This window comes from Bacteroides sp. MSK.18.37 (assembly GCF_019129155.2).
In the GTDB taxonomy this organism is placed as follows: Bacteria; Bacteroidota; Bacteroidia; order Bacteroidales; family Bacteroidaceae; genus Bacteroides; species Bacteroides ovatus.
In genome coordinates, this window is the sequence record NZ_JAHOIB020000001.1 from 973,049 (window position 1) to 998,579 (window position 25,531).

Here is a 25,531-nt window from a genome sequence, read left to right on the forward strand (position 1 = left end):
TTTTTATGGCATGTCTTTTATATGTATTTGACATCACATAAGCCTACACAAAATCAGGTAGAAAAAGTCAGACTCATCTTTTACCTCATAATAGAAACTTTTATGATGAAAATATCGATTATAAATATAAATAGTTGGCTAATTAATTACTATTTTTGACACGTAAATGAAAAACATCGAATAACCCCTATTAAAAACTTTAAAATATGATGAAGAAACTATTTACAGTCACGGCTATCGGCTTGGCTTTGTTAACTTGGCACACCAGTTGTACTCTACAACCAAAGGCTCCCGAAGCCTTTACTCCTATCAAAGTAGAAACTCCTGCCCGCCCTGCCGGACAAGAAGATGTAATCCAACTCGTTACTCCTAAAATTGATACCGTTCGTGTCGGTTTCATCGGATTAGGAATGCGTGGTCCTGGTGCCGTGGTACGCTGGACCCATATCCCGGGAACTAAGATTGTAGCATTATGCGACCTGCTTCCCGAACGTGTTGAAAAATCACAAGAAATTTTGAAGAATGCCGGACTTCCTGAAGTTGCTTCTTACAGTGGCTCGGAAGAGGCATGGAAGCAACTTTGTGAACGGGACGATATTGATCTGGTATACATAGCCACCGACTGGAAACATCATGCAGCAATGGGTGTTTATGCCATGGAACACGGTAAGCATGTAGCTATCGAAGTTCCTGCCGCCATGACACTGGATGAAATCTGGCAGCTAATCAATACTTCCGAAAAGACACGTAAGCATTGTATGCAGCTCGAAAACTGCGTATATGACTTCTTTGAACTGACTTCTTTAAATATGGCACAACAAGGCGTATTCGGAGAAGTACTTCATGTAGAAGGTTCATATATCCATAATCTGGAAGATTTCTGGCCTGAATACTGGAATAACTGGCGAATGGATTATAATCATCTACACCGCGGTGATGTATATGCTACCCATGGCATGGGCCCTGCTTGTCAGGTACTTAATATCCACCGTGGTGACCGCATGAAAACATTGGTATCGATGGATACGAAAGCTGTCAACGGACCGGCTTATATTAAGAAACAAACAGGAGAAGAGGTGACTGACTTCCAGAATGGTGACCAGACTTCTACCCTGATTCGCACAGAGAACGGTAAAACAATGTTGATTCAGCACAACGTAATGACTCCACGCCCATACAGCCGTATGTATCAGATAGTGGGAGCCGATGGTTACGCAAGCAAATATCCGATTGAAGAATATTGCCTGCGACCTTCACAAGTTGATTCAAAAGATGTGCCTAATCATGAGAATCTGAATGCACATGGTTCTGTACCTGAAAACGTAAAAAAAGCCTTGATGGATAAATATAAAGATCCTATTCATATAGAGTTGGAAGAAACAGCCAAGAAAGTAGGTGGACATGGTGGTATGGACTTTATCATGGACTACCGTCTGGCATATTGCTTGCAGAATGGACTGCCATTGGATATGGACGTTTATGACCTGGCAGAATGGTGTTGCATGGCTGAACTTACCAGACTTTCTATCGAGAACAATTCAGCTCCGGTAGAAGTACCCGACTTCACTCGCGGCGGATGGAATAAAGTACAAGGCTACCGTCACGCTTTTGCAAAATAAAACAGCATATTTCCTTTTAGCACGAGCATAATGAACCAATCCGGCTTCTCCTCTAAAGCCGGATTATTCATGGGTTCGTGTTTGAACATTTTATAGATTATCATAATCACGTTTATGAAAACAGCTATTCCAAAGCCTTCTAAGCAAAGCATTATCCGTGAAGCCAGAGATTATGTAATGATTGCCATCGGCATGATTTTGTATGGTATCGGTTGGACCGTTTTTCTGTTGCCTAACGATATCACCACCGGGGGAGTACCGGGTATTGCTTCTATCGTATATTGGGCCACAGGTTTTCCGGTACAATATACGTACTTCAGCATCAACTTCTTCTTGCTACTACTGGCCCTCAAGTTGCTGGGACTAAAGTTTTGCATCAAAACTATTTTTGGTGTATTTACCCTCACCTTCTTTCTGTCCGTCATTCAAAAATTGACGGCAGGTTTCGGGCTTCTCCACGACCAGCCCTTTATGGCATGTGTCATCGGAGCATCCTTCTGTGGAGGCGGCATAGGTGTTGCTTTTTCGGCTAATGGAAGTACGGGAGGTACAGATATTATTGCAGCCATCATCAACAAATACCGGGACATCACATTAGGAAGAGTCGTGCTCATCTGCGATATGATTATCATTTCTTCCAGTTATTTTGTCTTAAAAGACTGGGAAAAAGTGGTGTATGGGTTTGTAACTCTTTATATTTGTAGTTTCGTTCTCGACCAGGTAGTGAATAGCGCCCGTCAATCCGTACAGTTCTTTATCATATCCAACAAATATGAAGAAATAGGACGGCATATTAACGAATACCCACACCGGGGAGTAACGATTATCAATGCAACCGGCTTTTATACAGGACGAGAAGTTAAGATGATGTTTGTATTAGCCAAGAAAAGGGAATCGCCTATCATCTTCCGGTTAATAAAAGACATAGACCCGAATGCATTTGTATCGCAAAGTGCTGTCATTGGAGTATATGGAGAAGGATTCGATCATATTAAAGTAAAATAAAAAAGAAATGAAAAACCAATATTGAGAAACATGAAATTTCGACCAACCCCCAACTTATTAACAGGCATTTTCATGGGAATATTTTCCCTGACAACACTTAGTACAATGGCTGAGAAAGCCGTGAAACCTTATTGGCAGGACGTGCAGGTAGTTGAAGTTAACAAAGAGTATCCACGTACTTCTTTTATGACATACAACAATCGCGCTGATGCCTTGAGTGGCAAGTTCGAACGAAGCAAGTATTACCGCTTGCTGAACGGAACCTGGAAATTCTACTTTGTAGACTCTTATAAAAAACTTCCCGAAAACATTACCGATCCGAACACCAATACAGATTCGTGGGATGATATTCAGGTGCCCGGCAACTGGGAAGTACAAGGACACGGAATAGCCATCTACACCAATCATGGTTATGAATTCAAACCGCGCAATCCACAACCTCCTACTCTTCCCGAAGCCAATCCGGTAGGAGTTTATCGCCGGGACATCGATATTCCGGCAGACTGGGACGGGCGGGATATCTACTTGCATTTGGCAGGAGCTAAGTCCGGCGTATATGTATATATCAACGGACAAGAAGTAGGATATAGCGAAGACTCCAAGAATCCGGCAGAATTTCTTATCAACAATTACGTGAAGCCGGGAAAGAACGTACTTACAGTTAAAATTCTCCGTTGGAGCACCGGTTCCTATCTTGAATGTCAAGACTTCTGGCGTATGAGTGGTATTGAACGCGATGTTTTTCTGTATTCACAGCCTAAAGCAGCTCTCAAAGATTTCCGAATTAAGTCTACGCTGGACGACAGTTACAAAAATGGAATCTTCGGTTTAAATGTCGATTTGAGAAATCACGAAAAGGCTGCAACTAATCTTACATTAGTTTATGAACTATTAGATGCACAAGGAAAAGTTGTAGCTACTGAAGAGAAGACAGCCTATATTCCATCGAACGAAGTACGTACACTTTCTTTCGATAAGAATCTGACAGATGTCAGCACATGGACCTCCGAACATCCGAATCTATACAAACTGTTGATGACAGTAAAAGAGAATGGCAAAATCAATGAAATCATTCCTTTCAATGTAGGATTCCGCCGGATTGAGATCAAGCCTATCGAACAGAAGGCTGCTAACGGAAAACCGTATGTCTGCTTATTCATCAACGGTCAGCCTCTGAAACTGAAAGGGGTAAATATCCACGAACATAATCCGTCAACAGGTCATTATGTTACAGAGGATTTAATGCGCCGTGACTTCGAACTGATGAAACAACATAACTTAAACAGTGTACGCCTTTGCCACTATCCGCAAGACCGCCGTTTCTATGAGCTTTGTGATGAATACGGACTTTATGTATATGATGAAGCCAACGTGGAAAGCCACGGAATGTATTATGATCTCCGGAAAGGCGGTTCACTGGGTAACAATCCCGAATGGCTGAAACCGCACATGGATCGTACCATCAATATGTTTGAACGTAATAAGAATTATCCGAGCGTTACATTCTGGTCGCTGGGAAATGAAGCCGGAAACGGATATAATTTCTATCAGACTTATTTGTGGTTGAAAGAGGCAGACAAAGATCTGATGGATCGTCCGGTCAACTACGAACGTGCTCAATGGGAATGGAACTCCGATATGTATGTTCCGCAATATCCGGGTGCCGACTGGCTGGAAAATATCGGAAAGAATGGTAGCGACCGTCCTGTAGCTCCTTCGGAGTATGCACATGCCATGGGAAACTCCACGGGAAACCTGTGGGGACAATGGCAGGCAATTTACAAATATCCGAATCTCCAAGGTGGATATATCTGGGACTGGGTAGACCAAGGTCTTCTCCAAAAAGATAAGAATGGAAGAGAATACTGGGCCTACGGAGGTGACTTCGGCGTAGACGCACCTAGCGATGGTAACTTCCTCTGCAACGGTCTTGTCAATCCGGATCGTGGTCCGCATCCGGCAATGGCTGAAGTGAAATATGTACATCAGAATGTAGGTTTTGAAGCAGTAGATGCCGCAGCCGGTATATTCAAAATCACCAACCGTTTCTATTTCACTAACCTGAAAAAATATCAGATTCACTACAATGTACTTGCTAACGGAAAGACAATAAAAGGTGGAAAAGTATCTTTGGATATTGCTCCGCAAGCCTCTAAAGAATTCACCGTACCGGTAAATGGTCTGAAAGCCCAACCGGGAACAGAATATTTTGTCAACTTCAGTGTAACAACCACAGAGCCTGAACCGTTGATTCCAACCGGATATGAAATTGCATACGACCAGTTCCAACTTCCTATCCAGGCAGAGAAGAGTATATATAAAGCAAACGGTCCGGCATTGAAAACAACGATTCAAGGAGATGAATTAATCGTTTCTTCCTCCAAAGTAAACTTTGTATTCAACAAGAATAGCGGATTAGTAACCTCGTATAAAGTAGATGGTACAGAATATTTCAAAGACGGATTTGGTATTCAGCCTAACTTCTGGCGTGCTCCTAATGATAATGACTATGGTAACAGCACTCCTAAACGTTTGCAGGTATGGAAACAATCAAGCAAAAACTTCCGCATAACGGATGCCACCATGACAGCAGAAGATAAAGCAGTCTCCTTAAATGTAACCTACTTACTGGCTGCCGGCAACTTGTATGTTGTCACTTACAAAATCTATCCGAACGGAATAGTTAACGTAAATGCCAAATTCACATCAACGGATATGCAGCCTACAGAAACAGAAGTTTCCGAAGCTACCCGCATGGCTACATTTACCCCCGGAAGTGATGCTGCCCGTAAGGCTGCCTCCAAACTGGAAGTCCCCCGTATCGGTGTGCGTTTCCGCTTGCCGGCACAGATGAACAATGTACAATACTTTGGCCGTGGCCCGGAAGAGAATTATATCGACCGCAATCACGGAACGCTCGTTGGCGTATATAAGACAACAGCGGATCAAATGTACTTCAACTATGTGCGTCCACAGGAAAACGGACATCACACTGATACCCGTTGGATCGCTTTATCTCCTAATACAGGAAACGGCCTGGTGTTGGTAGCGGACAGTCTTATCGGTTTCAATGCCTTGCGCAACTCTATCGAAGACTTTGACTCTGAAGAAGCTCTGCCCCACCCTTACCAATGGAATAACTTCAGCCCGGAAGAGGTTGCCAATCACGATGAGAACGCTGCCCGCAACGTATTACGGAGAATGCATCATGTCAACGACATCACTCCCAGAGATTTCGTTGAGGTTTGTGTAGATATGAAGCAACAAGGAGTAGGCGGATATGACAGTTGGGGTGCTCGCCCGGAACCTTTCCACCAGATCCCGGCTAACCGTGATTACCAGTGGGGCTTCACATTAGTACCCGTTCGCTCGGCTAACCAGGCCAACGAAGCTGCTAAATATGATTATCGATAACCTTAGTATAAATTTTTAAAGAAAAAAAACATGAAAGATTTATCTAGCATCGTAGCTAAATTTAAAGTCCAAGGTACGATAGAAGAAATCAAACCTTTGGGTGCAGGACTTATCAACGACACTTATAAAGTAAACACCAAAGAAGCAGATGCTCCCGACTATGTTTTGCAACGCATCAATCATGCCATTTTCCAGAATGTAGAAATGCTTCAATCCAATATTAGCGCTGTTACCAATCACATTCGCAAGAAACTGACGGAAGCCGGAGAATCGGATATAGACCGCAAGGTGTTGAGTTTCCTCGAAACAGAAGAAGGTAAAACATACTGGTTTGACGGTGACAGTTATTGGCGTGTGATGGTATTCATCCCACGTGCAAAAACGTATGAGACGGTAAATCCCGAATATTCCAATTATGCAGGAGAAGCCTTCGGTAACTTCCAGGCTATGCTGGCCGATATTCCGGAAACATTGGGTGAAACCATACCCGATTTCCACAACATGGAGTTCCGTCTCAAACAACTACATGAAGCCGTTGCGAAGGATGCTGCCGGACGGGTAGCAGAAGTGAAGTACTATCTGGATGAAATAGAGAAACGCGCAGATGAAATGTGTAAGGCTGAACGTTTATATCGTGAAGGGAAACTTCCCAAACGCGTTTGCCATTGCGATACGAAAGTGAATAACATGATGTTCGACGAGGATGGTAAAGTGCTTTGTGTCATTGATCTGGATACGGTAATGCCTAGCTTTATATTCTCCGATTATGGTGACTTCTTACGTACAGGTGCCAACACAGGTGATGAAGACGACAAAGACCTTGATCGTGTAAACTTCAATATGGAAATATTCAAAGCATTTACCAAGGGCTATCTGAAAGGAGCCAAATCATTCCTGACTCAGATCGAGATTGAGAATCTTCCTTATGCGGCGGCTTTATTCCCATACATGCAGTGTGTACGGTTCCTGGCAGATTATATCAACGGAGATACTTATTATAAAATCAAATATCCGGAACATAACCTCGTTCGCACCAAAGCACAATTCAAATTACTTCAAAGTGTGGAAGCAAATACACCGGAAATGATAGCGTTCATCAACGAATGCTTATTAAATTGAGAATGCTCCATTTTTCCAATGGTAGACTACAGGGCGGCGGAGAAACGGTTTCAGTTTCTCTGCTGTTTCTTTTGACATATAGTCGGGGGTTGTTAACGTAAGTGTCAGTTCCGTATTTTCTTTATTAAAATCGGCTTTCATCAATAGCATATCTGCCGAACGGCGTGCTTCATCAAACTCATAAACTCCTGCTGAATCGGGAGCATTCAGAAAATCATCCATCAGGGGCAGGGTAATAAAGAGAGATGTTGTAAGCGGTTTCCAGTCGTCCGTATAGAAATGGATGCTGCTATCACAGGCAGGAGCACAAACAGTAGAGACTGTACAGATTACGTTCGTTGAATCATTTAATGCCAACACTTTCATCTGCCAGGTCGATTGAACTGACATTTGCATACGGATATAGTCTTTACCAAGATCAGTCATCTCCGACTTCTTGCCAAAACGGTTTTCTACTTGCGCTTTCATCTTACTTTCCAGAAAGTCTATGCAATCTTCACGATTCACTTTTGTAAGCAAGGGACTTAGAGAATCCGGCATATTCACAAACAACGTTTTGGCCTCTTGTGCCTGAAGAGCAGTCGAAACAAAAAGTCCGACAGCAGAGAAGAATATAGTAATAACAAGTTTATTTATTTTCATATCTATCTTATTTAACCTATGACAAACAGTCTTGTGTAACTGTTTTAACTTTTAGACCCCAAATATAAGAATATCATTCCGATTAACACCAGTATAAGGTCAATCGCTTTGCTTTTTAAATTCTTTTCACGGAAGAAAAGCGCACCGAAAGTGAAAGAAACAACCACACTTCCCCGACGAACCATCGAAACAATAGAAATCATCGAATCGTCGTAACTTAATGCGTAAAAGTAAACAAAATCGGCAGCAGAAAGGAAAATGGAGATCAGGATAATCGTCCAGTCCCAGCGAAACGGGGTGGTAGACTTTCTTTTAGGCCACCAAAGCAATAACAGAATAGGACACATAATAAACACCTGATAAACATTATACCAGGATTGTACCAGCATCGGATTCAGAGACTTCATCAGATACTTGTCATACAATCCGCTGATAGCACCTGTAATGGCAGCCAGTACAATAAAAAAGATCCATTTGTTATGCTTAAAATCAATTCCTTCTTTCTTTCCCGAACGGCTCAACATAAAGAAAGAGGCAATGGCCAGCATCACACCAATCCATTGATAGAGATTCAATCGTTCACCGAATACCAGCATAGCTCCCACGAGCACCATCACCGGACGGGTGGCATTGATAGGTCCTACAATGGTTATGGGCAAATGTTTCATTCCGAAATATCCGAATATCCACGAAGACAATACGATGAACGACTTGATGATAATATATTTATGCTGTTCCCAACCAGCAACGGGAACATTGAATATTGTTCCTCCCAACAAGTCCGGTTGATAAACGGATATCAGGATAAACGGTAGAAAGATGAGACTGGAAAAGAATGTATTTAGAAACAAAACAGGAAGTACTGCATTATCTTTCAACGATTTCTTCTTGAATACATCATAAAAGCCCAGCAAAGTAGCCGAGAGGAATGCTAATAATAACCACATGAGAATATTTATTATTTACTAATTACCAATTATAAGTTATCAGCGACAGACGGTTCGCCAGTTATAGATGATTGCTGGTCATCACATTCAAATATACTTTCCGGGTATTCCACGTTGACCAGAAACAGGGCTTGCCCCGGAGCAGATGTCCCGGCTTTGCAACGGTCCTGCTGTTCTATAATCCGCCGGAAACCTTCAACAGTCAGTTTCCCGCGTCCCACTTCAATGAGCGTGCCTACAATGGCTCGCACCATATTCCGCAAGAAACGGTCGGCACGAATGGTAAACACCCAGGTAGCATCTTCTTCCTGCGTCCATTCTGCATGAGTGATATGACAAATATTGGTCTTTACATCCGTATGAAGTTTACTGAAACTCGTAAAATCGTTGTACTCGAAAAGGATACGCGCTGCTTCGTTCATGCGTTCATAATTCAACTGGTTATAAAGACGCCAGCGATATTGCCTGTTAAAAGGATATTTCGATGTCGTCACATAATATTTATAAGTTCGCGCAGTCGCATCAAAACGGGCATGGGTATCCGGCCGAACCCGGCAAACACGATAAATGGAAATATCGGGAGGTAGCAGACGATTTAATTTATCAGTAACAGAAGTAGTATCCAACAGTTCATCGGAATCAAAATGAGCAACCATCAGAGAGGCATGCACTCCCGCATCCGTCCGGCCTGCTCCTATTACTTCAATTTCGCGACGCAGAAAGGTAGACAATGCCTTCATCAGACATTCCTGCACACTAATCCCATTCGGTTGAATCTGCCAACCGTGATAGTTGGTTCCGTCGTAAGCCAAATAAATAAAATACCTTTGCACGCTAATTCCTCTTTTTTAGGGTTTTCGCGCGCAAAAGTAGTCATTTTATCTCATTTATCTTTGTATAATTCGCATAAACCTGTATATTTACTTCACAAAGTTACTACAAAAAAGTGAAATGCGGAAAGAAATAGTGATAGAATTGAGTTACAAGGGTTTCAGTCGTGCTTCCGATTATTCGTGAAGCCATCGCAATCACCGCTGAAGCCAAATCAGGACGCCGCTACGTTACTTGTCCGTAACCATGCCCGAAAGGGCGACAAACGGACACGGATAGCGAAACAAGGCGTTAAGGATTAGTGAGTTACTGACAACCCACGCAACAAATCCGGTTACGGAAAAAGATTGCGCCGTTCCTCCCCGTTTTGCGTACCGACAACGGACTCTTCACCAACTAATTTTGAACCTAAAAAAATTAAGGACGATGAAGAGTACATTTTCAGTAATCTACTACCTCAAGCGTCAGGTAGTGAAAAAGGACGGGACAGTACCCGTCATGGGACGCATCACGGTGGACGGCACCCAGATGCAGTTCAGCTGCAAACTGACCGTCGATCCCAAGCTGTGGGACACCAAAGGGGGACGTGTCACGGGCAGAAGCACGGCGGCACTCGAAACGAACCGCATGCTCGACAAGATGCGTGTACGCATCAACAGACATTATCAGGAAATCATGGAGCGTGACAACTTTGTCACGGCAGAGAAGGTCAAGAACGCCTTTCTCGGACTGGAACACCGCTACCACACGCTGATGCAGGTGTTCCGCCAGCACAACGAGGACTACGAGAAACAGGTGGAGGCCGGCATGAAAGCCAAAGGTACACTCTTGAAATACAAGACCGTTTACAAGCACCTGCAAGAGTTCCTCTCCATCCGCTACCGCGTGAAGGACATCGCGCTGAAAGAGCTTACGCCCGCCTTCATCTCCGACTTCGAGATGTTCCTGCGCACGGACAAGCACTGCTGCACCAACACCGTGTGGCTGTATGTCTGCCCTTTGCGGACGATGGTGTTCATCGCTATCAACAACGAGTGGCTCACACGCGACCCGTTCCGGGAGTACGAAATCAAGAAGGAGGAAACTGTGCGCAGTTTCCTGACGAAAGAGGAAATCCGGCTGCTGATGGAGGGCAGGCTGAAAAACGCCAAGCAGGAGCTTTACCGCGACCTCTACCTGTTCTGCGCCTTCACCGGCTTGTCGTTCGCCGACATGCGCAACCTGACGGAAGAGAACATCCACACCTACTTCGACGAACACGAGTGGATAAACATCAACCGCCAGAAGACGGGCGTGGTGTCCAATATCCGCCTGCTCGACATCGCAAAGCGCATCATCGACAAATACCGGGGTCTGTGCGGGAACGGCAGGATTTTCCCCGTTCCCCACTACAACACGTGCCTTGCCGGAATCCGTTCCGTCGCCAAGCGTTGCGGCATCACCAAGCATATCACGTGGCATCAGAGCCGCCACACGGCAGCCACGACGGTGTTCCTCTCCAACGGCGTACCCATCGAAACGGTGAGTTCCATGCTGGGACACAAGAGCATAAAGACGACACAGATATACGCGAAAATCACCAAAGAGAAGCTCAACCAAGACATGGAAAACCTTGCGGCAAGGTTGAACGGCATCGAGGAATTTGCAGGTTGCACCATCTAAAACAGAGAAGCCATGAAACGTGATATAATCATCATAGAGGACAACACGATCAGCGTAAACGGTAACGAGATATGGATGACCGCCACAGAAATCGCCGGACTGTTCCACACGGGCGTCCCGGCAGTGAACGCCGCCATCAGAGCCGTCCGCAAGCCGGACGTGCTGAACGACTACGAAGTGTGCCGCTACATGCGGCTTGAAAACGGGCTGCACGCGGATGTTTACTCTCTTGAAATCATCATCCCCGTCGCCTTCCGGCTGAACACCTACCATGCGCATGTGTTCCGCACGTGGCTGGTAGAGAAAGCACTCTCGAAGGAAAAGCGGCAGGCATACGTGATGTTCATACAGAACGGAAAAGCCGGGTATTGCTGATAACGCATATAAATAAGAAAAAGGAAACGGACAGCCCCGTGAAGGAGTTGTCCGTTTCCTTTTTTCATGCAGCCGCCTTATTCCATCGGCTTGCGATAGTTCGCCTCCAACAATTCACGCAACCCCGATTCAGGGTAAAGCACCTTCCCTCCCAAAAGGATAAAGGGCAACACCCTGTTGTTGCGGTACTCCTGCAAGGTGCGGCGGCTGACACGGAGCAGTTCCGCCACCTCCCTGTCCGTCAGGTAACGCTCCCCGTCCAACGGCGGGCGGTAACTTTCCAGAAAGGCGGAGAGCCATTTCGAGCCTTTGCGCATGTTCTGCACAAGGGTGGCAAGCGGCTCGTCCTCCATCGTAAACACTTCATTGTTCTCGTTCATCATCATTTCGGATTCAGTGGGTTGTGAATAATAAAAATCATTTTCCGCCGGGATAGAGCGTGCCGACAAGCGGAATGAGCCTTTTGACCTCCTCCGGCTTGTAATAGAACCTGCGGTTAATCTGCGAGTAGCCGATAAGCCGCCTGTCGCGCAAGGTCTGCAACGTGCGCGGGCTGATCCTCAACTGCCCGCAGACCTCCTCGCCCGTGAGCCACCTTTCCATCCGCCCGCCGTCGCTCCTGCGCCTAAGGGTGGCTACCTTCTCCGCGAGGGCGTTGAAGGACACCACCATCATCTCGAAGGTCTTTTTCTCGATAGATACTATTTCCATAAGCAAAACATTTCAGAGTTTGCCGCAAAGGTAACGAAGCCGCCATGAACACGCACCGTTTCCCGCTAAAAGGCAGCTTGTTGCGCCGTCTGTCCGGGTTACGGAGCCATTATCCATAAAAATCTTACGTGAGCCACGTAGTGAGCTGTTAAAGCCCCTTTGGTTTATTGCCGAATTTTGCCGCAGAAACCAAAAGAAAAGACTGAATATGAAAGTGATAACGATGGAAAGTTCCGCCTTCACCGCATTGACGGAACAGATAGCCGAGATAGCGGCACACGTGCGTGCCGTTTCCGGCGGGAGGAAGGAAGAATCCCCCGACAGGCTGCTCACCACCCGCGAGGCGGCGCACCTGCTGAACGTGAGTTGCCGCACCCTCCAGCGCATGCGCAGCGAACAGCGCATCGCCTATGTCGTGCTGCGCGGCAAGTGCCGCTACCGGCAGTCGGAAATCGACCGCCTGCTCGAAGACAGCACCATTACGGGTGATGCCGCGACCCCGGAACAGATGAAACGCAACCACACGCTGCGCACGGGCGGCAAACCCAAAGGAAGGAGGACGTAGGACATGGAACTGCTTACCCGCAACAATTTCGAGAACTGGATGCAGAAAGTTATGGAACGGCTCGACCGTCAGGACGAGATGCTGCTCTCCATGCAGCCGTCCGGCAAAGCCCCGAACCCGATGGACGGGATCAGGCTTTTCGACAACCAAGACCTGTGCATGCTGCTCCAGATCAGCAAGCGCACCCTGCAACGCTACCGCAGCATCGGCGCATTGCCCTACAAGACGCTCGGCAAAAAGACCTATTACAGCGAGGCGGACGTGCTGACGTTCCTCTCCGAACATGTAAAGGACTTCCGCAAGGAAGATATAGCCTTCTACAAGGCTCGTATCCATAATTTCTTTCAAAAATAACCATTAAAACATTTTTCAGATGGCAAAGAAAAAAGACGAAAAGGACGTGCTGGTTGTCCGTGACGAGAAGACGGGCGAAATCAGCGTGGTAGCCGGGCTGAACGCCGACGGCTCCCCCAAGCGTATCCCCGCGAAAGCGGAGAACTCGCAGAGCTTCCTGCAATTCGACCGGCACGGCGACGTGCTGGACAACTTCTTCAAGAACTTCTTCCGCCAGTGCAAGGAACCCAGCCGCTTCGGTTTCTACCGTGTCGCGGCGGACCAAGCCGACAAACTGCTGGAGGTTATCAAGGACTTGCTGAAAGACCCCGACGGCAACAAGGAGATGCTTGCGCCCCACAAGGTGGACACCTCCGGCTACGAAAAGAAAGTACAGGAGGAGCAGTCCGCCGAAAAGCAGGAACAACCGGAACAGAAACAAGATGACGAACCTAAAAAACAGGAAGAAATGGAACAGAAAAACGAACAGAATCAGGAAAGCCCGCAACAGACGCAGGGCAACCGGGGCTACCAGCCCATCGACGAGAGCAAGATCAACTGGCAGGAGTTGGAGGAGAAATGGGGCGTGAAGCGCGACGACCTTGAAAAGTCGGGCGATCTTAACAGGATGCTCAACTACGGCAAGTCCGACTTGGTGAGGGTGTCGCCCAATTTCGGCGGAGAGGCTTTCGAACTGGACGCCCGCCTCTCCTTCAAGAAGGACGGCGAGGGCAATGTCAGCCTTGTGCCGCACTTCATCCGCAAGGAGCAGAAGCTCGACGAGTATAAGGAACACAAGTTCTCCGACGATGACCGGAAGAACCTGCGCGAAACGGGCAACCTCGGCAGGGTCGTGGACCTCGTGGACAGGGGAACGGGCGAGATCATCCCCTCGTTCGTCAGCATCGACCGCAAGACGAACGAAATCACGGATGTCCCGGCAAACAAGGTGCGCATACCGGAGCGCATCGGCAAGACGGAAATCACCAAGCAGGAGCAGGACATGCTGCGTGCCGGGCTGCCCGTGCGTGACAAGCTCATCGAGCGCAAGGACGGCAGGAAGTTCGTCACCACCCTGCAAGTGAACGTGGAGCAGCGCGGCGTGGAGTTCGTGCCGGGAACCGGCAGGTCGCCCCGTGCCGTCCAGACGCAGGAAACGAAGAACAACCCCGCACAGGGACAGGCGCAGGGTACGGAGAATGCCGCCAACACGCAGAAGGAGCAACGCCGCAACACGTGGACTAACGCCGACGGCAGCATCCGACCCATCAGCAAATGGAGCGGCGTGGACTTCACCGAGCAGCAGAAAGCCGACTACGTGGCTGGCAAAGCCGTGAAATTAGAGAACGTGACCGACAAGCAAGGCTTCCACGCCACGATGTACATCAAGTTCAATCCGGAGAAGGGACGCCCGTACCGCTACGACACCAACCCCGACAACGCTCAGAAGGTCGCCCCGTCCAACGAGAGCCGCACGCAGGTGGCGGTGAACAGCGAGGGCAAGACCAACGAGGCTACCAAGAACCTGAAAGAACCGTTGCGGAAGGGACAGACCGCCCCGAAGGACACCGCACAGCAACAGCAGCAGGAGAAGCCGCAGAAAAGAAACAATAAGGGCATGAAGATGTAATCCGGTGTCCGCCACTAAATCCGAAGTACCATTTGTAAAATTCAAAACGACAGAAGAATATGAAGACAATCATTGCAGAAAAGCCGTCTGTGGCACGTGAGATCGCCCGTATCGTGGGCGCGACAAAGAGAGAGGAAGGATATTTCGAGGGAGGCGGCTACGCCGTGACATGGGCGTTCGGACACCTCGTGCAGCTTGCCATGCCCGACGGCTACGGCATACGCGGCTTCGTCCGTGACAACCTGCCCGTCATCCCCGACACCTTCACGCTCGTCCCCCGCCAGACCAAGACGGAGAAGGGTTACAAGCCTGACAGCGGTGTGGCGGCGCAGATAAAGGTTATCGCCACCCTGTTCAACAGGAGCGAACAAATCATCGTGGCGACCGATGCAGGGCGTGAGGGTGAGCTTATCTTCCGATACCTCTACCATTATATCGGATGCACCACCCCGTTTGTGCGCCTTTGGATAAGCTCGCTTACCGACAAGGCTATCCGCGAGGGGCTGCGCAACCTCGAAGCGGGCGGCAAATACGACAATCTCTATCTTGCCGCCAAAGCGCGGAGCGAATCAGACTGGCTCGTGGGCATCAACGGCACGCAGGCACTCTCCATCGCCGCCGGACACGGCACATATTCCATCGGACGGGTGCAGACACCTACATTGGCAATGGTGTGCGCACGCTATTGGGAGAACCGCCGCTTCACACCCGAAGCCTTTTGGCAGCTCCATATCGCAACGGACGGCTGCGACGAAGGAACAGTGAAGTTTTCCTCTTCCGAAAAGTGGAAAGAGAAAGAGCCTGCGACGGAACTGTATGATAAGGTGAAGTCGGCAGGCACAGCCACCGTCACGAAAGCCGAACGCAAGGAGAAGACGGAGGAAACACCGCTCCTGTACGACCTGACGACGCTCCAGAAGGAAGCCAACGCCAAGCACGGCTTCACGGCGGAACAGACGCTTGAAATCGCGCAGAAGCTCTATGAGAAGAAGCTCATCACCTATCCGCGAACCGGAAGCCGCTACATACCCGAAGACATGTTCGCTGAAATCCCCAAGCTGCTCGCCTTCATCGGGGCTTTGCCCGAATGGAAAGGCAAGGTGCAGCCGAAAGCGCAGCCGACACGCCGCAGTGTGGACGGCGGCAAGGTGACGGACCACCACGCCCTGCTCGTCACTGGCGAGAAGCCGCTGTTCCTCTCCAAAGAGGACAGCACCATTTATCAGATGGTTGCCGGGCGCATGATTGAGGCTTTCTCCGAGAAATGCGTCAAGGACACCGCCACCGTCACGGCGGAATGTGCCGGAGTGGAGTTCACGGTGAAAGGCAGCATCATCAGGCAAGCCGGATGGCGTGCCGTCTATGGCGGGGAGGACAAGGAAGAAACCGCCATCCCCGATTGGCGGGAAGGCGACACGCTGACGCTGAAAGGCTGCTCCATCACGGAGGGCAAGACCAAACCCAAACCGCTGCATACCGAAGCGACACTGTTGTCGGCAATGGAAACGGCGGGCAAGGACATAGAGGACGACGCATTGCGTCAGGCGTTGAAGGACTGCGGCATCGGCACGCCCGCCACCCGTGCGGCGATTATCGAAACGCTCTTCAAACGCGGCTACATGGAACGCTGCAAGAAATCGCTTGTGCCGACAGAAAAAGGGCTTGCCCTCTACTCGGTCGTGAAGACGATGCGCATCGCCGACGTAGCCATGACGGGCGAATGGGAGAAGAATCTGGCACGCATCGAGCGCGGGGAACTGCCCGCTGACACCTTCCGCAGGGAGATAGAGGCGTACACACGTGAAATCACCTCCGAACTGCTCTCGTGCGACAAACTGTTCTCCCGCAGGGATTCCGGCTGCAAGTGTCCCAAGTGCGGGACGGGCAGCATGCAGTTCTACGGCAAGGTGGTACGCTGCGACAACGCGGAGTGCGGGCTGCCCGTGTTCCGCCTGAAGGCGAACCGCACCCTTTCCGACGACGAGATCAAAGAGCTGCTCACCGACGGGCATACGAAGCTGCTCAAAGGCTTCAAAAGCAAACAGGGCAAGAGCTTTGATGCCATAGTCGCCTTTGACGGGGACTATAACACGACTTTCGTGTTCCCCGAAAGGAAAACGAGCAGGAAATTTTCAGGACGGAAGAAATAGTATTACCTTTGCCACTGGTTCAGAGTAATGAATTGTTCTTCGATACCGGATTACACTCATACTTTGGATTTAGTGGTGGCACTCGGAGGGATACCGAGTGCCTTTTCTTTCTCCTTTCCAGACGATTATCCACGTCATTACCAATCCACTAAATTCCAAAGTAATGAACAACAAGAAGAAAAACGAGGGTCAGACCGACTTTTCCTATTACGGTCTGTACCTGCTGGACTACCTCCGCACGAACAGGTTTGAACAGGCTTCCGATGATGCCTTCATCCGGGAGCGTGCCGACCGTGCCGCCGAAACGTATGAGCGTGTGCGGCTCGAAGGCTATCCGCCCGAAGGGGCGCAGGAGTTGGCGATGGACACGCTCCTGCGGGGGCTTCGCTATTCCAAGTACGCCATCCTCCGCGAAGTCGTGGAAAACGAGTTTGCCAACGAAGTGCCGGAAAAGAAACGCGAAGCCTTCATCCGAAAGCTGCTGCCGCCTGTCGGTAATGTATTCTCCGCCTATGACCTTTCGGACGACAACTTCGCCCTGTCGCCCGAATACGACCTGCTCTACACGGAGCTGACGGGAGCCGCCGTCCTTTATATCGACGAGTATGGCGTTTAACCGCAAACAACGGCTGCGGGACAACATCGAGGCGATACGGACGGCATTCATCCTTGACAGGGAACGGAGGACGGCAACCGCCGAGGAACAAGCCATACTTCGGAAGTATTGCGGTTTCGGCGGATTGAAGTGCATACTGAACCCGGCAAAGGAACTGACGGATGCCGTGCATTGGGCGAAATCGGACCTCGAACTGTTTGCCCCTACGGTGGAGCTGCACAGGCTGGTGCGTGAAAACAGCAAGGACGATACGGAGTACAAGCGGTACGTGGATGCCATGAAGCAGTCCGTGCTGACCGCTTTCTACACCCCGCCGGAGATAACCGGCACTATCGCGGATGTACTGCATGAACACGGCATACGTCCCGATCGCGTATTGGAGCCGTCGGCGGGCGTGGGCGCATTCGTGGATGCCGTGCTGGAAAACAAGCCGGACGCGGATATCATGGCTTTCGAGAAAGACCTGATGACGGGCAAAATATTGGGATACCTGCATCCAGACCAAAAGGTAAGGGTGCAGGGATTCGAGAAGATAGAGAAGCCATTCACGGACTATTTCGACCTTGCTATCTCGAACATCCCGTTCGGCGACGTGGCTGTGTTCGACCCGGAGTTCACGGGCAGCCAAGACCCGGCAAGGCGTTCCGCACCGAAGGCAATACACAACTACTTCTTCCTGAAAAGCCTTGACGCGGTGCGTGAGGGCGGCATCGTGGCGTTCATCACCTCTCAAGGGGTACTGGACGCACCGTCCAACGCGCCCATACGCGAGTATATGATGCGTAATGCCAATCTGGTGGGAGTCGCACGCCTGCCGAACAACCTCTTCACGGACAACGCGGGTACGGAAGTGGGTAGCGACCTGATTATCCTGCAAAAGAACAGCGGCAAGAAACGGGAGCTGTACGATTATGAAGAGTTGTTCGTGCAGACGGAAAAGACACCGATAGGTAGTTTCCAGAACGGGTATGTCGGCAGCATCGGCATGATTCCCCACTCGGATCTGATAAGCGGCACAGACCCTTACGGGAAACCAGCCTATAAAGTCATGCACCGGGACGGCATCGAGCAAATGGCGGAGGATTTGCGGGAACATATGGATATTGAGCTGTATAAGTTGGACAAAAAGCTGTATGAAATGCACAGCCTGCATCCGGCACAGGGGAAAAGCACGGTGACAGAAACCATTTCCACACCGGTTGTCACTCCTGAGATACAGCCACGTCATGAAATGGCAGTGAAGCCCGAAGCGGCAACACCGCAGCCGGAGGAAGAAAAGTCGGAGATAGAGCCGCGCCGCCCCGATTATTCGGAGGGCGTGCAGCTCTCCCTGCTCGACCTCTGGGGCATGACGGAGGAAGTACGCAAGCAGGAAGCACCCGCCAAGAAGAAAAAGACGGCGAAAAAGGAAAGCCCGGCAAGGCGCATGCCTCCCAAACCGCAGGCGCAGGTTACGCCGAAGGTTACGACCGCACCGCCACAGCCGTCTGCCGCACCGCCGACGGAAAGCAGGGACAGCCATGAAACAAAGCCGGTGAGTGTCGCAGCCAAAGCCGATCCGGATGATATTTACGCTACTTTGGATTGGGACACCAATCCGCCCATCAACGGCTTCTATGAAATGATGATGGACCTCACGCCGGAGCGACGCAAGGAACTTCGCAGGCTGGCGGCACAGCATCAGGAGAAACGGCAGCATGTCCCGGACGTGAAAGCCGCGCCGGAGCAGGAAACACGGCAACCCGAAACACAGCCGGAAGTTGCCGCCATTCCTGTCGCTCCCGCAACGGAAGCGGCTGCAACCTCCCTTTTTCCCGAAATGGAAGCGGAAAAACCGAAAGAGGAAGCTCCCGACCTGTCGCCGCGTCCCTACCACCGCACGCCGGAAATGCACTTGCGTGAAGGCTCGTTAGTGGCTGACAGTGGGCGTCGTAACATCGGTTATCTGAAAGACATCACGCCTTACGGCGCGACATTCCAGCCGCTTGGACTGACAGGCTATCAGAAAGAGAAGGCGTTGCTGTATGTGTCGCTCCGTGACGCATACGAGCGTCTGTACCGTTATGAATCGAACAGGCGCGAGGAAAACCCGCAGTGGCGTGAGCATCTGAACACCTGCTATGACGAGTTTGTCATGCGCTACGGCAACCTCAACGCCAAGCAGAACGTGAAACTGGTGGTGATGGATGCAGGAGGACGCGACATCCTTTCGCTGGAACGTGCGGAGGACGGCAGGTTCGTCAAGGCGGACATTTTCGAGCGTCCCGTTTCCTTCTCGGTAGAGAGCCATGCCAACGTAAGCTCTCCCGAAGAGGCACTCTCCGCATCGCTCAACAAGTTCGGCACGGTCAATCTCGACTATATGCGGGAGATAACCGACAGTACGGAGGAGGGATTGCTTGACGCCCTCAAAGGACGCATCTTCTACAACCCGCTCGTAACCGGTTACGAGATAAAGGACAGGTTCATCGCCGGGAACGTGATAGAGAAGGCGGAACGCATCGAGGCATGGATGGGCGACAACCCCGAAAACGGGCGTATGCCGGAAGTGAAGCAGGCGTTGGAGGCTCTGAAAGAAGCCGAGCCGCCGCGCATCGCTTTTGAAGACCTCGACTTCAATTTCGGGGAACGCTGGATTCCGACGGGCGTATATGCCGCCTACATGAGCCGTCTTTTTGACACGGACGTGAAAATCGCCTACTCCGCAAGCATGGACGAATTTTCGGTGGCGTGCGGCTACCGCACCATGAAAATCACGGACGAGTTTTTAGTGAAGGGCTATTACCGGAACTATGACGGCATGCACCTGTTGAAACACGCCCTGCATAACACCTGCCCGGATATGATGAAGTCCATAGGAAAGGATGAACACGGAAACGACATCAAGGTACGCGACAGCGAGGGCATACAGCTCGCCAACGCCAAGATTGACGAAATCCGTAACGGGTTCTCGGAATGGCTGGAAGAGCAGTCGCCGCAGTTCAAGGAACGGCTGACGACGATGTACAACCGCAAGTTCAACTGTTTCGTGCGCCCGAAATATGACGGCTCACACCAGACCTTTCCGGACCTCAACCTCAAAGGGCTGGCAAGCAGGGGTATCAAGAGCGTCTATCCGTCGCAGATGGATTGCGTCTGGATGCTCAAACAGAACGGCGGTGGCATCTGCGACCACGAAGTCGGTACAGGCAAGACGCTGATAATGTGCATTGCAGCGCATGAGATGAAGCGTCTGAACTTGGCGCACAAACCGATGATTATCGGGCTGAAAGCCAATGTCGCGGAGATTGCCGCCACCTATCAGGCGGCATACCCGAACGCGCGGATTCTCTATGCCTCGGAGAAGGACTTTTCGACCGCCAACCGCGTGCGTTTCTTCAACAACATCAAGAACAACGACTATGATTGCGTCATCATGTCGCACGACCAGTTCGGCAAGATTCCGCAGTCGCCGGAGTTGCAGCAGCGCATCCTGCAAGCGGAGCTTGACACGGTGGAGGAAAACCTCGAAGTCTTGCGGCAGCAGGGCAAGAACGTATCGAGGGCGATGCTGAAAGGTCTGGAAAAGCGCAAGCACAACCTTGAAGCGAAGCTGGAGAAGGTGGAACACGCCATCAAGTCGCGCACGGACGACGTGGTGGACTTCAAGCAGATGGGCATCGACCATATTTTTATTGACGAATCGCATCAATTTAAGAACTTGACTTTCAACACGCGGCATGACCGTGTGGCTGGTTTGGGCAACTCGGAAGGAAGCCAGAAAGCCCTGAATATGCTTTTTGCCATCCGCACCATACAAGAGCGCACGGGTAAGGACTTGGGGGCGACGTTCCTATCCGGCACGACCATCAGCAACTCGCTGACGGAACTGTACCTGCTCTTCAAGTACCTGCGCCCGAAGGAACTGGAACGGCAGGATATCCGGTGCTTTGACGCATGGGCGGCTATCTTCGCCAAGAAGACGACCGATTTCGAGTTCAACGTGACGAACAACGTGGTGCAGAAGGAGCGTTTCCGCTACTTCATCAAAGTGCCGGAGCTTGCCGCCTTCTACAACGAGATAACCGACTACCGCACGGCAGAGGATGTGGGTGTGGATCGTCCGCACAAGAACGAGATACTGCACCATATACCGCCCACGCCGGAGCAGGAGGACTTCATTCAAAAACTGATGCAGTTCGCCAAGACGGGCGACGCCACGCTGCTCGGTAGACCGCCCCTGTCGGAAACGGAAGAGAAGGCAAAGATGCTGATCGCCACCGATTACGCACGGAAGATGGCTCTCGATATGCGCATGATAGACCCGAACTACGAAGACCACCCCGACAACAAGGCTTCCCACTGTGCCAAGACGATTGCGGAGTATTACCATAAATACGACGCGCAGAAAGGCACGCAGTTCGTGTTCTCGGATCTGGGGACGTACCAGCCGGGCGACGGGTGGAACGTGTACAGTGAGATAAAGCGGAAGCTGACGGAGGACTACGGCATACCGGCAAGCGAGGTGCGCTTCATTCAGGAGTGCAAGACCGACAAGGCGCGCAAGGCGGTGATAGACGCCATGAACGCCGGAACGGTGCGCGTGCTGTTCGGTTCCACCTCCATGCTCGGAACGGGCGTGAATGCGCAAAAAAGGTGTGTCGCCATCCATCATTTGGATACGCCTTGGCGACCGTCCGACCTGCAACAGCGTGACGGACGGGGAGTCAGGGCAGGCAACGAGATTGCCAAGCATTTTGCCGGGAACAATGTGGATGTCATCATCTACGCGGTGGAAAAGTCGCTGGACAGCTACAAGTTCAACCTGCTGCACTGCAAGCAGACGTTCATCTCGCAGCTTAAAAGCGGGGCGATGGGCGCGCGTACCATCGACGAGGGGGCGATGGACGAGAAATCGGGCATGAATTTCTCGGAGTACATGGCGTTGCTCTCCGGCAATACCGACCTTTTGGACAAGGCGAAACTGGAGAAGCGTATCGCATCGCTTGAAGGGGAACGCAAGTCGTTCAACAAGGGCAAGCGCGATTCGGAGTTCAAGCTGGAAGCCAAGACGGGGGAACTGCGTAACAACACGGCTGTCATCGAAGCCATGACGGAAGATTGGAACCGCTTTCTTTCCGTTGTGCAGACGGACAAGGAGGGCAACCGCCTGAATGCGGTCAAGGTGGACGGCGTGGATTCTACCGATGAAAAGGTTATCGGAAAGCGTTTGCAGGAGATAGCCAAGAACGCCACTACGGGCGGGCTGTACAAGCCTGTCGGGGAACTTTACGGCTTTCCGATAAAGGTGGTAAGCGAGAGGATACTCAAAGAGGGGCTGGAGTTTACCGATAACCGCTTCGTGGTGGAGGGAAACTACAAGTACACCTACAACAACGGGCATCTGGCGATGGCTGATTCGGTAGCCGCCGCACGTAATTTCCTGAACGCATTGGAGCGGATTCCGTCCATAATCGACCAGTACAAGGGAAAGAACGAGGTGCTGGAAAAGGAAGTTCCGCAGTTGCAGGAGATAGCGGGCAAGGTATGGAAAAAGGAGGACGAACTGAAACAGCTTAAGTCCGAACTTGCCGCACTTGACCGAAAGATACAGCTGGAACTTGCGCCGCCTACGCAGGAAGCCGACGAAAAAGAAAAGGATGGACAGGAGGTCAAGCCTGTTTCGGAAGGTGTACGGAGCATATCGCCACAACAAACTGATGATGCACCGCAGATACGCAGCCCGGTGAATGAGCGAAATCCAACGGGCAACATCATTGGCGACCATGTCATCATCGGACGACCGGGTTTTCAGTTAAAGAATAAAAACCGATCGAAAGGGATAAAAATTTAAAATTAGGAATTTTATATAAAATATTAATAGGGGCTATCCAAAAGGTCTAAAAGTAAATCATATCCCCTCTGCAAGTATCTGTAGGAGAGTGATTGCAAGACTTTCTTTCTTTTTGGGCAGCCTCTATTAAATTTATTTGCTCTTTCTTGATTTATGTTTATAAACATTATACCAAAAACATTCCAACTAACCTTGTTTATGTTTTGTCAGCCACCATTTGCACAACCATATTTGACTCCCAAAGAGAATGAATTCGATAAGATAACTTGCTGCATACCCACAATAAGGGGCTAAATAGAATACGAATGGGAAATAGATAACAGCACCGACAACAGATTGCGTTATGTAGTTGGTTAAACTCATTTTACCATAAAGCTGTAATGTGGAAACCGCTTTATTTGACACATTCCTTATGACACAATAATATGAACGAGAATATTTCTACAGAATCATCAGTAAAACAGAAAAAAATACTAATTTTGTTTTTGATGATCCTTCCAAAAGGAATTAGAAAAAATGTCTAATTCTAACTTATAGAGGAAAAAGCAACAATTAAATATTAAAGAATAAAAGATACGAAAAATATGACGCCAAAAGAGATACTACAAAAATGGATTGACTGCTTCAACGCCGCCGATGCAGTCGCTTTGGCAAACTTATACGCTCAGGATGCCATAAACCATCAAGTCGCAAACACCCCAGTTATAGGAAAAACAGCTATCCATGAAATGTTTGTAAATGAATTTGCAACCTCAAAAATGGTTTGTATTGTTGAGCATATATTCGAGGATGGAGAATGGGCTATCATGGAATGGAAAGATCCGCTCGGGTTGCGAGGATGCGGATTCTTTCATGTGCAAAACGATAAAATAGTTTTCCAAAGAGGTTATTGGGATAAGCTCAGCTTTCTCAAACAGCACGGTTTACCCGTAGAGAATAGTGATGAAAATCCAAACACATAACACCGTCCGATATGGGAATCATCATTCATTCTTTAGAGTCCGTTTCTTTCAAAGATTTGTATGCGGCATTCTCATCTGCATTCAAAGATTATGATTTCTCTTTGAATGCGGATGAATTGCGACGCATGCTCGACCGACGAGGATACAATCCACAACTATCTTTCGGAGTATTTTTCGAAGGACGGCTGATTTCTTTTGTGCTTAACGGAACAGGCATGTACAACAACATCTTGACTGCCTATGACACAGGGACGGGAACCGTACCTTCATTCCGGGGATTACACCTAACCCAAAAAATATTCACTTTCAGCCTCGAATTGATATGTCAACAAGGAGTTCGGCAATATGTACTGGAAGTTTTGCAACACAATCACAAAGCAATAAAAATATATCGCAAATTAGGCTTTGAAACACAGAGAAATTTCAACTACTACTCTGCCAAACTGAGCGATATTGTTCCTGTATTGCAAGTAAACCATACCGCATGTCGCATACTCCCATCGGATTTAAAAAACTGCCTTAACCAAACGGCCTGGTTCGATTTTCATCCTTCATGGCAAAATGACAGGGCTTCACTGGAACGCGGAATCGACAATTTGGACATATTGGGAGCTTATGAAAGAGAAGAACTTGTCGGATTTGTTATCTTTGAACCGGCATCTGGCGATATTTCATCCCTCGCAGTTGCAAAAGATTACCGGCGTAAAGGAATAGGCAAGTCTTTGCTTAAAAGTGCTGTCAGTCATTTTCAAAGCGATGTACTCAAATTTACTAATGTTGATTGCGATTGTGAATCAGTCACTGGTTTCTTGTCATCATTAGGACTTACCCCAAAAGGACAACAGTTTGAAATGGTCAGAAAAATTTAACCTACATTTATATGAATAGCCCTCATCATCAAATAACAAATTAATAATACCAAATAAAAATACGTATAGATTAAAAAAGTTCTTTGTGCTTTTGTCAGGGAACTTTTTTTTCGTAAATTTGCGTTCAATTATGCGGCAGTAATAATATACATATTAATACGAGTTAAGAATCCTGTAGTTTTCTACATGCTACGAGGAGGTATTAAAAGGTGCGTTTCGGCAATGCATCTATTGTAGTATATTATTGC

19 protein-coding genes and 1 pseudogene are annotated in these 25,531 nt (G+C 49.2%); 14 read left to right on the top strand and 6 right to left on the bottom strand.

Features of this window, described 5'->3' with window-relative positions; all coding sequences use genetic code 11:
- Window positions 1-209 precede the first annotated feature (209 nt).
- The 4 genes from KSX81_RS04250 (at window position 210) to KSX81_RS04265 (ending at window position 7,157) form a co-directional block, all read left to right on the top strand.
- Window positions 210-1,619 (top strand): Gfo/Idh/MocA family protein, encoded by a 1,410-nt coding sequence (locus KSX81_RS04250; protein WP_004320893.1) that lies wholly within the window; start codon window positions 210-212, stop codon window positions 1,617-1,619.
- Between the two features lie 114 nt (window positions 1,620-1,733).
- Complete coding sequence (locus KSX81_RS04255; RefSeq protein ID WP_004301761.1) at window positions 1,734-2,624, top strand: YitT family protein; 891 nt, start codon at window positions 1,734-1,736, stop codon at window positions 2,622-2,624.
- A 72-nt stretch (window positions 2,625-2,696) separates the two neighbouring features.
- A complete protein-coding gene (locus tag KSX81_RS04260; RefSeq protein WP_373149848.1) occupies window positions 2,697-6,038 on the top strand; it encodes a glycoside hydrolase family 2 TIM barrel-domain containing protein in 3,342 nt (1,113 codons plus the stop codon).
- Window positions 6,039-6,068: 30 nt separating this feature from the next.
- Window positions 6,069-7,157 carry a phosphotransferase enzyme family protein gene (locus KSX81_RS04265; RefSeq protein ID WP_004304572.1) on the top strand — a complete coding sequence of 363 codons (1,089 nt, stop codon included), beginning with the start codon at window positions 6,069-6,071 and terminating at the stop codon, window positions 7,155-7,157.
- On the opposite strand, the gene KSX81_RS04270 is transcribed toward KSX81_RS04265, so the two are convergent.
- From KSX81_RS04270 to truA, 3 genes are read right to left on the bottom strand one after another with little or no spacing between them, the layout of a single operon-like run.
- The gene (locus tag KSX81_RS04270; RefSeq protein WP_117513950.1) at window positions 7,149-7,799 is read right to left on the bottom strand and encodes a DUF3256 family protein; all 651 of its coding nucleotides are present in this window, start codon (window positions 7,797-7,799) and stop codon (window positions 7,149-7,151) included. The two genes, KSX81_RS04265 and KSX81_RS04270, sit on opposite strands and share 9 nt — an antisense overlap.
- 44 nt (window positions 7,800-7,843) lie before the next feature.
- Window positions 7,844-8,746 carry a DMT family transporter gene (locus tag KSX81_RS04275; protein WP_004301754.1) on the bottom strand — a complete coding sequence of 301 codons (903 nt, stop codon included), beginning with the start codon at window positions 8,744-8,746 and terminating at the stop codon, window positions 7,844-7,846.
- Window positions 8,747-8,775: 29 nt separating this feature from the next.
- Window positions 8,776-9,579, bottom strand: a complete 804-nt coding sequence (truA, locus tag KSX81_RS04280; RefSeq protein WP_004320895.1) for a tRNA pseudouridine(38-40) synthase TruA — start codon at window positions 9,577-9,579, stop codon at window positions 8,776-8,778.
- A 424-nt stretch (window positions 9,580-10,003) separates the two neighbouring features.
- Here truA and KSX81_RS04285 point away from each other — a divergent pair, with 424 nt between their 5' ends.
- Both KSX81_RS04285 and KSX81_RS04290 read left to right on the top strand, forming a co-directional pair.
- A complete protein-coding gene (locus tag KSX81_RS04285; RefSeq protein WP_015532459.1) occupies window positions 10,004-11,239 on the top strand; it encodes a site-specific integrase in 1,236 nt (411 codons plus the stop codon).
- A 12-nt stretch (window positions 11,240-11,251) separates the two neighbouring features.
- Complete coding sequence (locus KSX81_RS04290) at window positions 11,252-11,614, top strand: hypothetical protein (protein WP_005944300.1); 363 nt, start codon at window positions 11,252-11,254, stop codon at window positions 11,612-11,614.
- Window positions 11,615-11,691: 77 nt separating this feature from the next.
- On the opposite strand, the gene KSX81_RS04295 is transcribed toward KSX81_RS04290, so the two are convergent.
- Together KSX81_RS04295 and KSX81_RS04300 are read right to left on the bottom strand one after the other, a co-directional pair.
- Window positions 11,692-11,997 (bottom strand): helix-turn-helix domain-containing protein, encoded by a 306-nt coding sequence (locus KSX81_RS04295; RefSeq protein WP_025066921.1) that lies wholly within the window; start codon window positions 11,995-11,997, stop codon window positions 11,692-11,694.
- Between the two features lie 34 nt (window positions 11,998-12,031).
- A complete protein-coding gene (locus KSX81_RS04300) occupies window positions 12,032-12,325 on the bottom strand; it encodes a helix-turn-helix domain-containing protein (protein WP_015532457.1) in 294 nt (97 codons plus the stop codon).
- 208 nt (window positions 12,326-12,533) lie between these two features.
- Here KSX81_RS04300 and KSX81_RS04305 point away from each other — a divergent pair, with 208 nt between their 5' ends.
- From KSX81_RS04305 to KSX81_RS04330, 6 genes are all read left to right on the top strand, one after another.
- Window positions 12,534-12,890, top strand: a complete 357-nt coding sequence (locus KSX81_RS04305) for a helix-turn-helix domain-containing protein (protein ID WP_015532456.1) — start codon at window positions 12,534-12,536, stop codon at window positions 12,888-12,890.
- Window positions 12,891-12,893: 3 nt separating this feature from the next.
- Complete coding sequence (locus KSX81_RS04310; protein WP_009016627.1) at window positions 12,894-13,244, top strand: helix-turn-helix domain-containing protein; 351 nt, start codon at window positions 12,894-12,896, stop codon at window positions 13,242-13,244.
- A gap of 19 nt (window positions 13,245-13,263) precedes the next feature.
- Complete coding sequence (locus KSX81_RS04315; protein WP_005944293.1) at window positions 13,264-14,853, top strand: DUF4099 domain-containing protein; 1,590 nt, start codon at window positions 13,264-13,266, stop codon at window positions 14,851-14,853.
- 59 nt (window positions 14,854-14,912) lie between these two features.
- On the top strand, window positions 14,913-17,003 hold the full coding sequence (locus tag KSX81_RS04320) for a type IA DNA topoisomerase (RefSeq protein ID WP_005944290.1): 2,091 nt from the start codon (window positions 14,913-14,915) through the stop codon (window positions 17,001-17,003).
- A 163-nt stretch (window positions 17,004-17,166) separates the two neighbouring features.
- A complete protein-coding gene (locus KSX81_RS04325) occupies window positions 17,167-17,619 on the top strand; it encodes a DUF1896 domain-containing protein (RefSeq protein WP_005944286.1) in 453 nt (150 codons plus the stop codon).
- Complete coding sequence (locus KSX81_RS04330) at window positions 17,609-23,452, top strand: N-6 DNA methylase (RefSeq protein ID WP_015532455.1); 5,844 nt, start codon at window positions 17,609-17,611, stop codon at window positions 23,450-23,452. Before KSX81_RS04325 ends, KSX81_RS04330 begins: the two co-directional genes overlap by 11 nt.
- 186 nt (window positions 23,453-23,638) lie before the next feature.
- Here the strand turns inward: KSX81_RS04330 and KSX81_RS04335 are convergent.
- Window positions 23,639-23,918 (bottom strand): annotated as a pseudogene (locus tag KSX81_RS04335) (DUF418 domain-containing protein); the annotation flags it as partial.
- 118 nt (window positions 23,919-24,036) lie between these two features.
- On the opposite strand from KSX81_RS04335, the gene KSX81_RS04340 reads away from it, so the two are divergent.
- Window positions 24,037-24,414, top strand: coding sequence for a nuclear transport factor 2 family protein (locus KSX81_RS04340; RefSeq protein WP_005944282.1), 378 nt, complete (start codon window positions 24,037-24,039; stop codon window positions 24,412-24,414).
- An 11-nt stretch (window positions 24,415-24,425) separates the two neighbouring features.
- A complete protein-coding gene (locus tag KSX81_RS04345) occupies window positions 24,426-25,283 on the top strand; it encodes a GNAT family N-acetyltransferase (protein ID WP_005944281.1) in 858 nt (285 codons plus the stop codon).
- The last annotated feature ends 248 nt before the right edge of the window (window positions 25,284-25,531 follow it).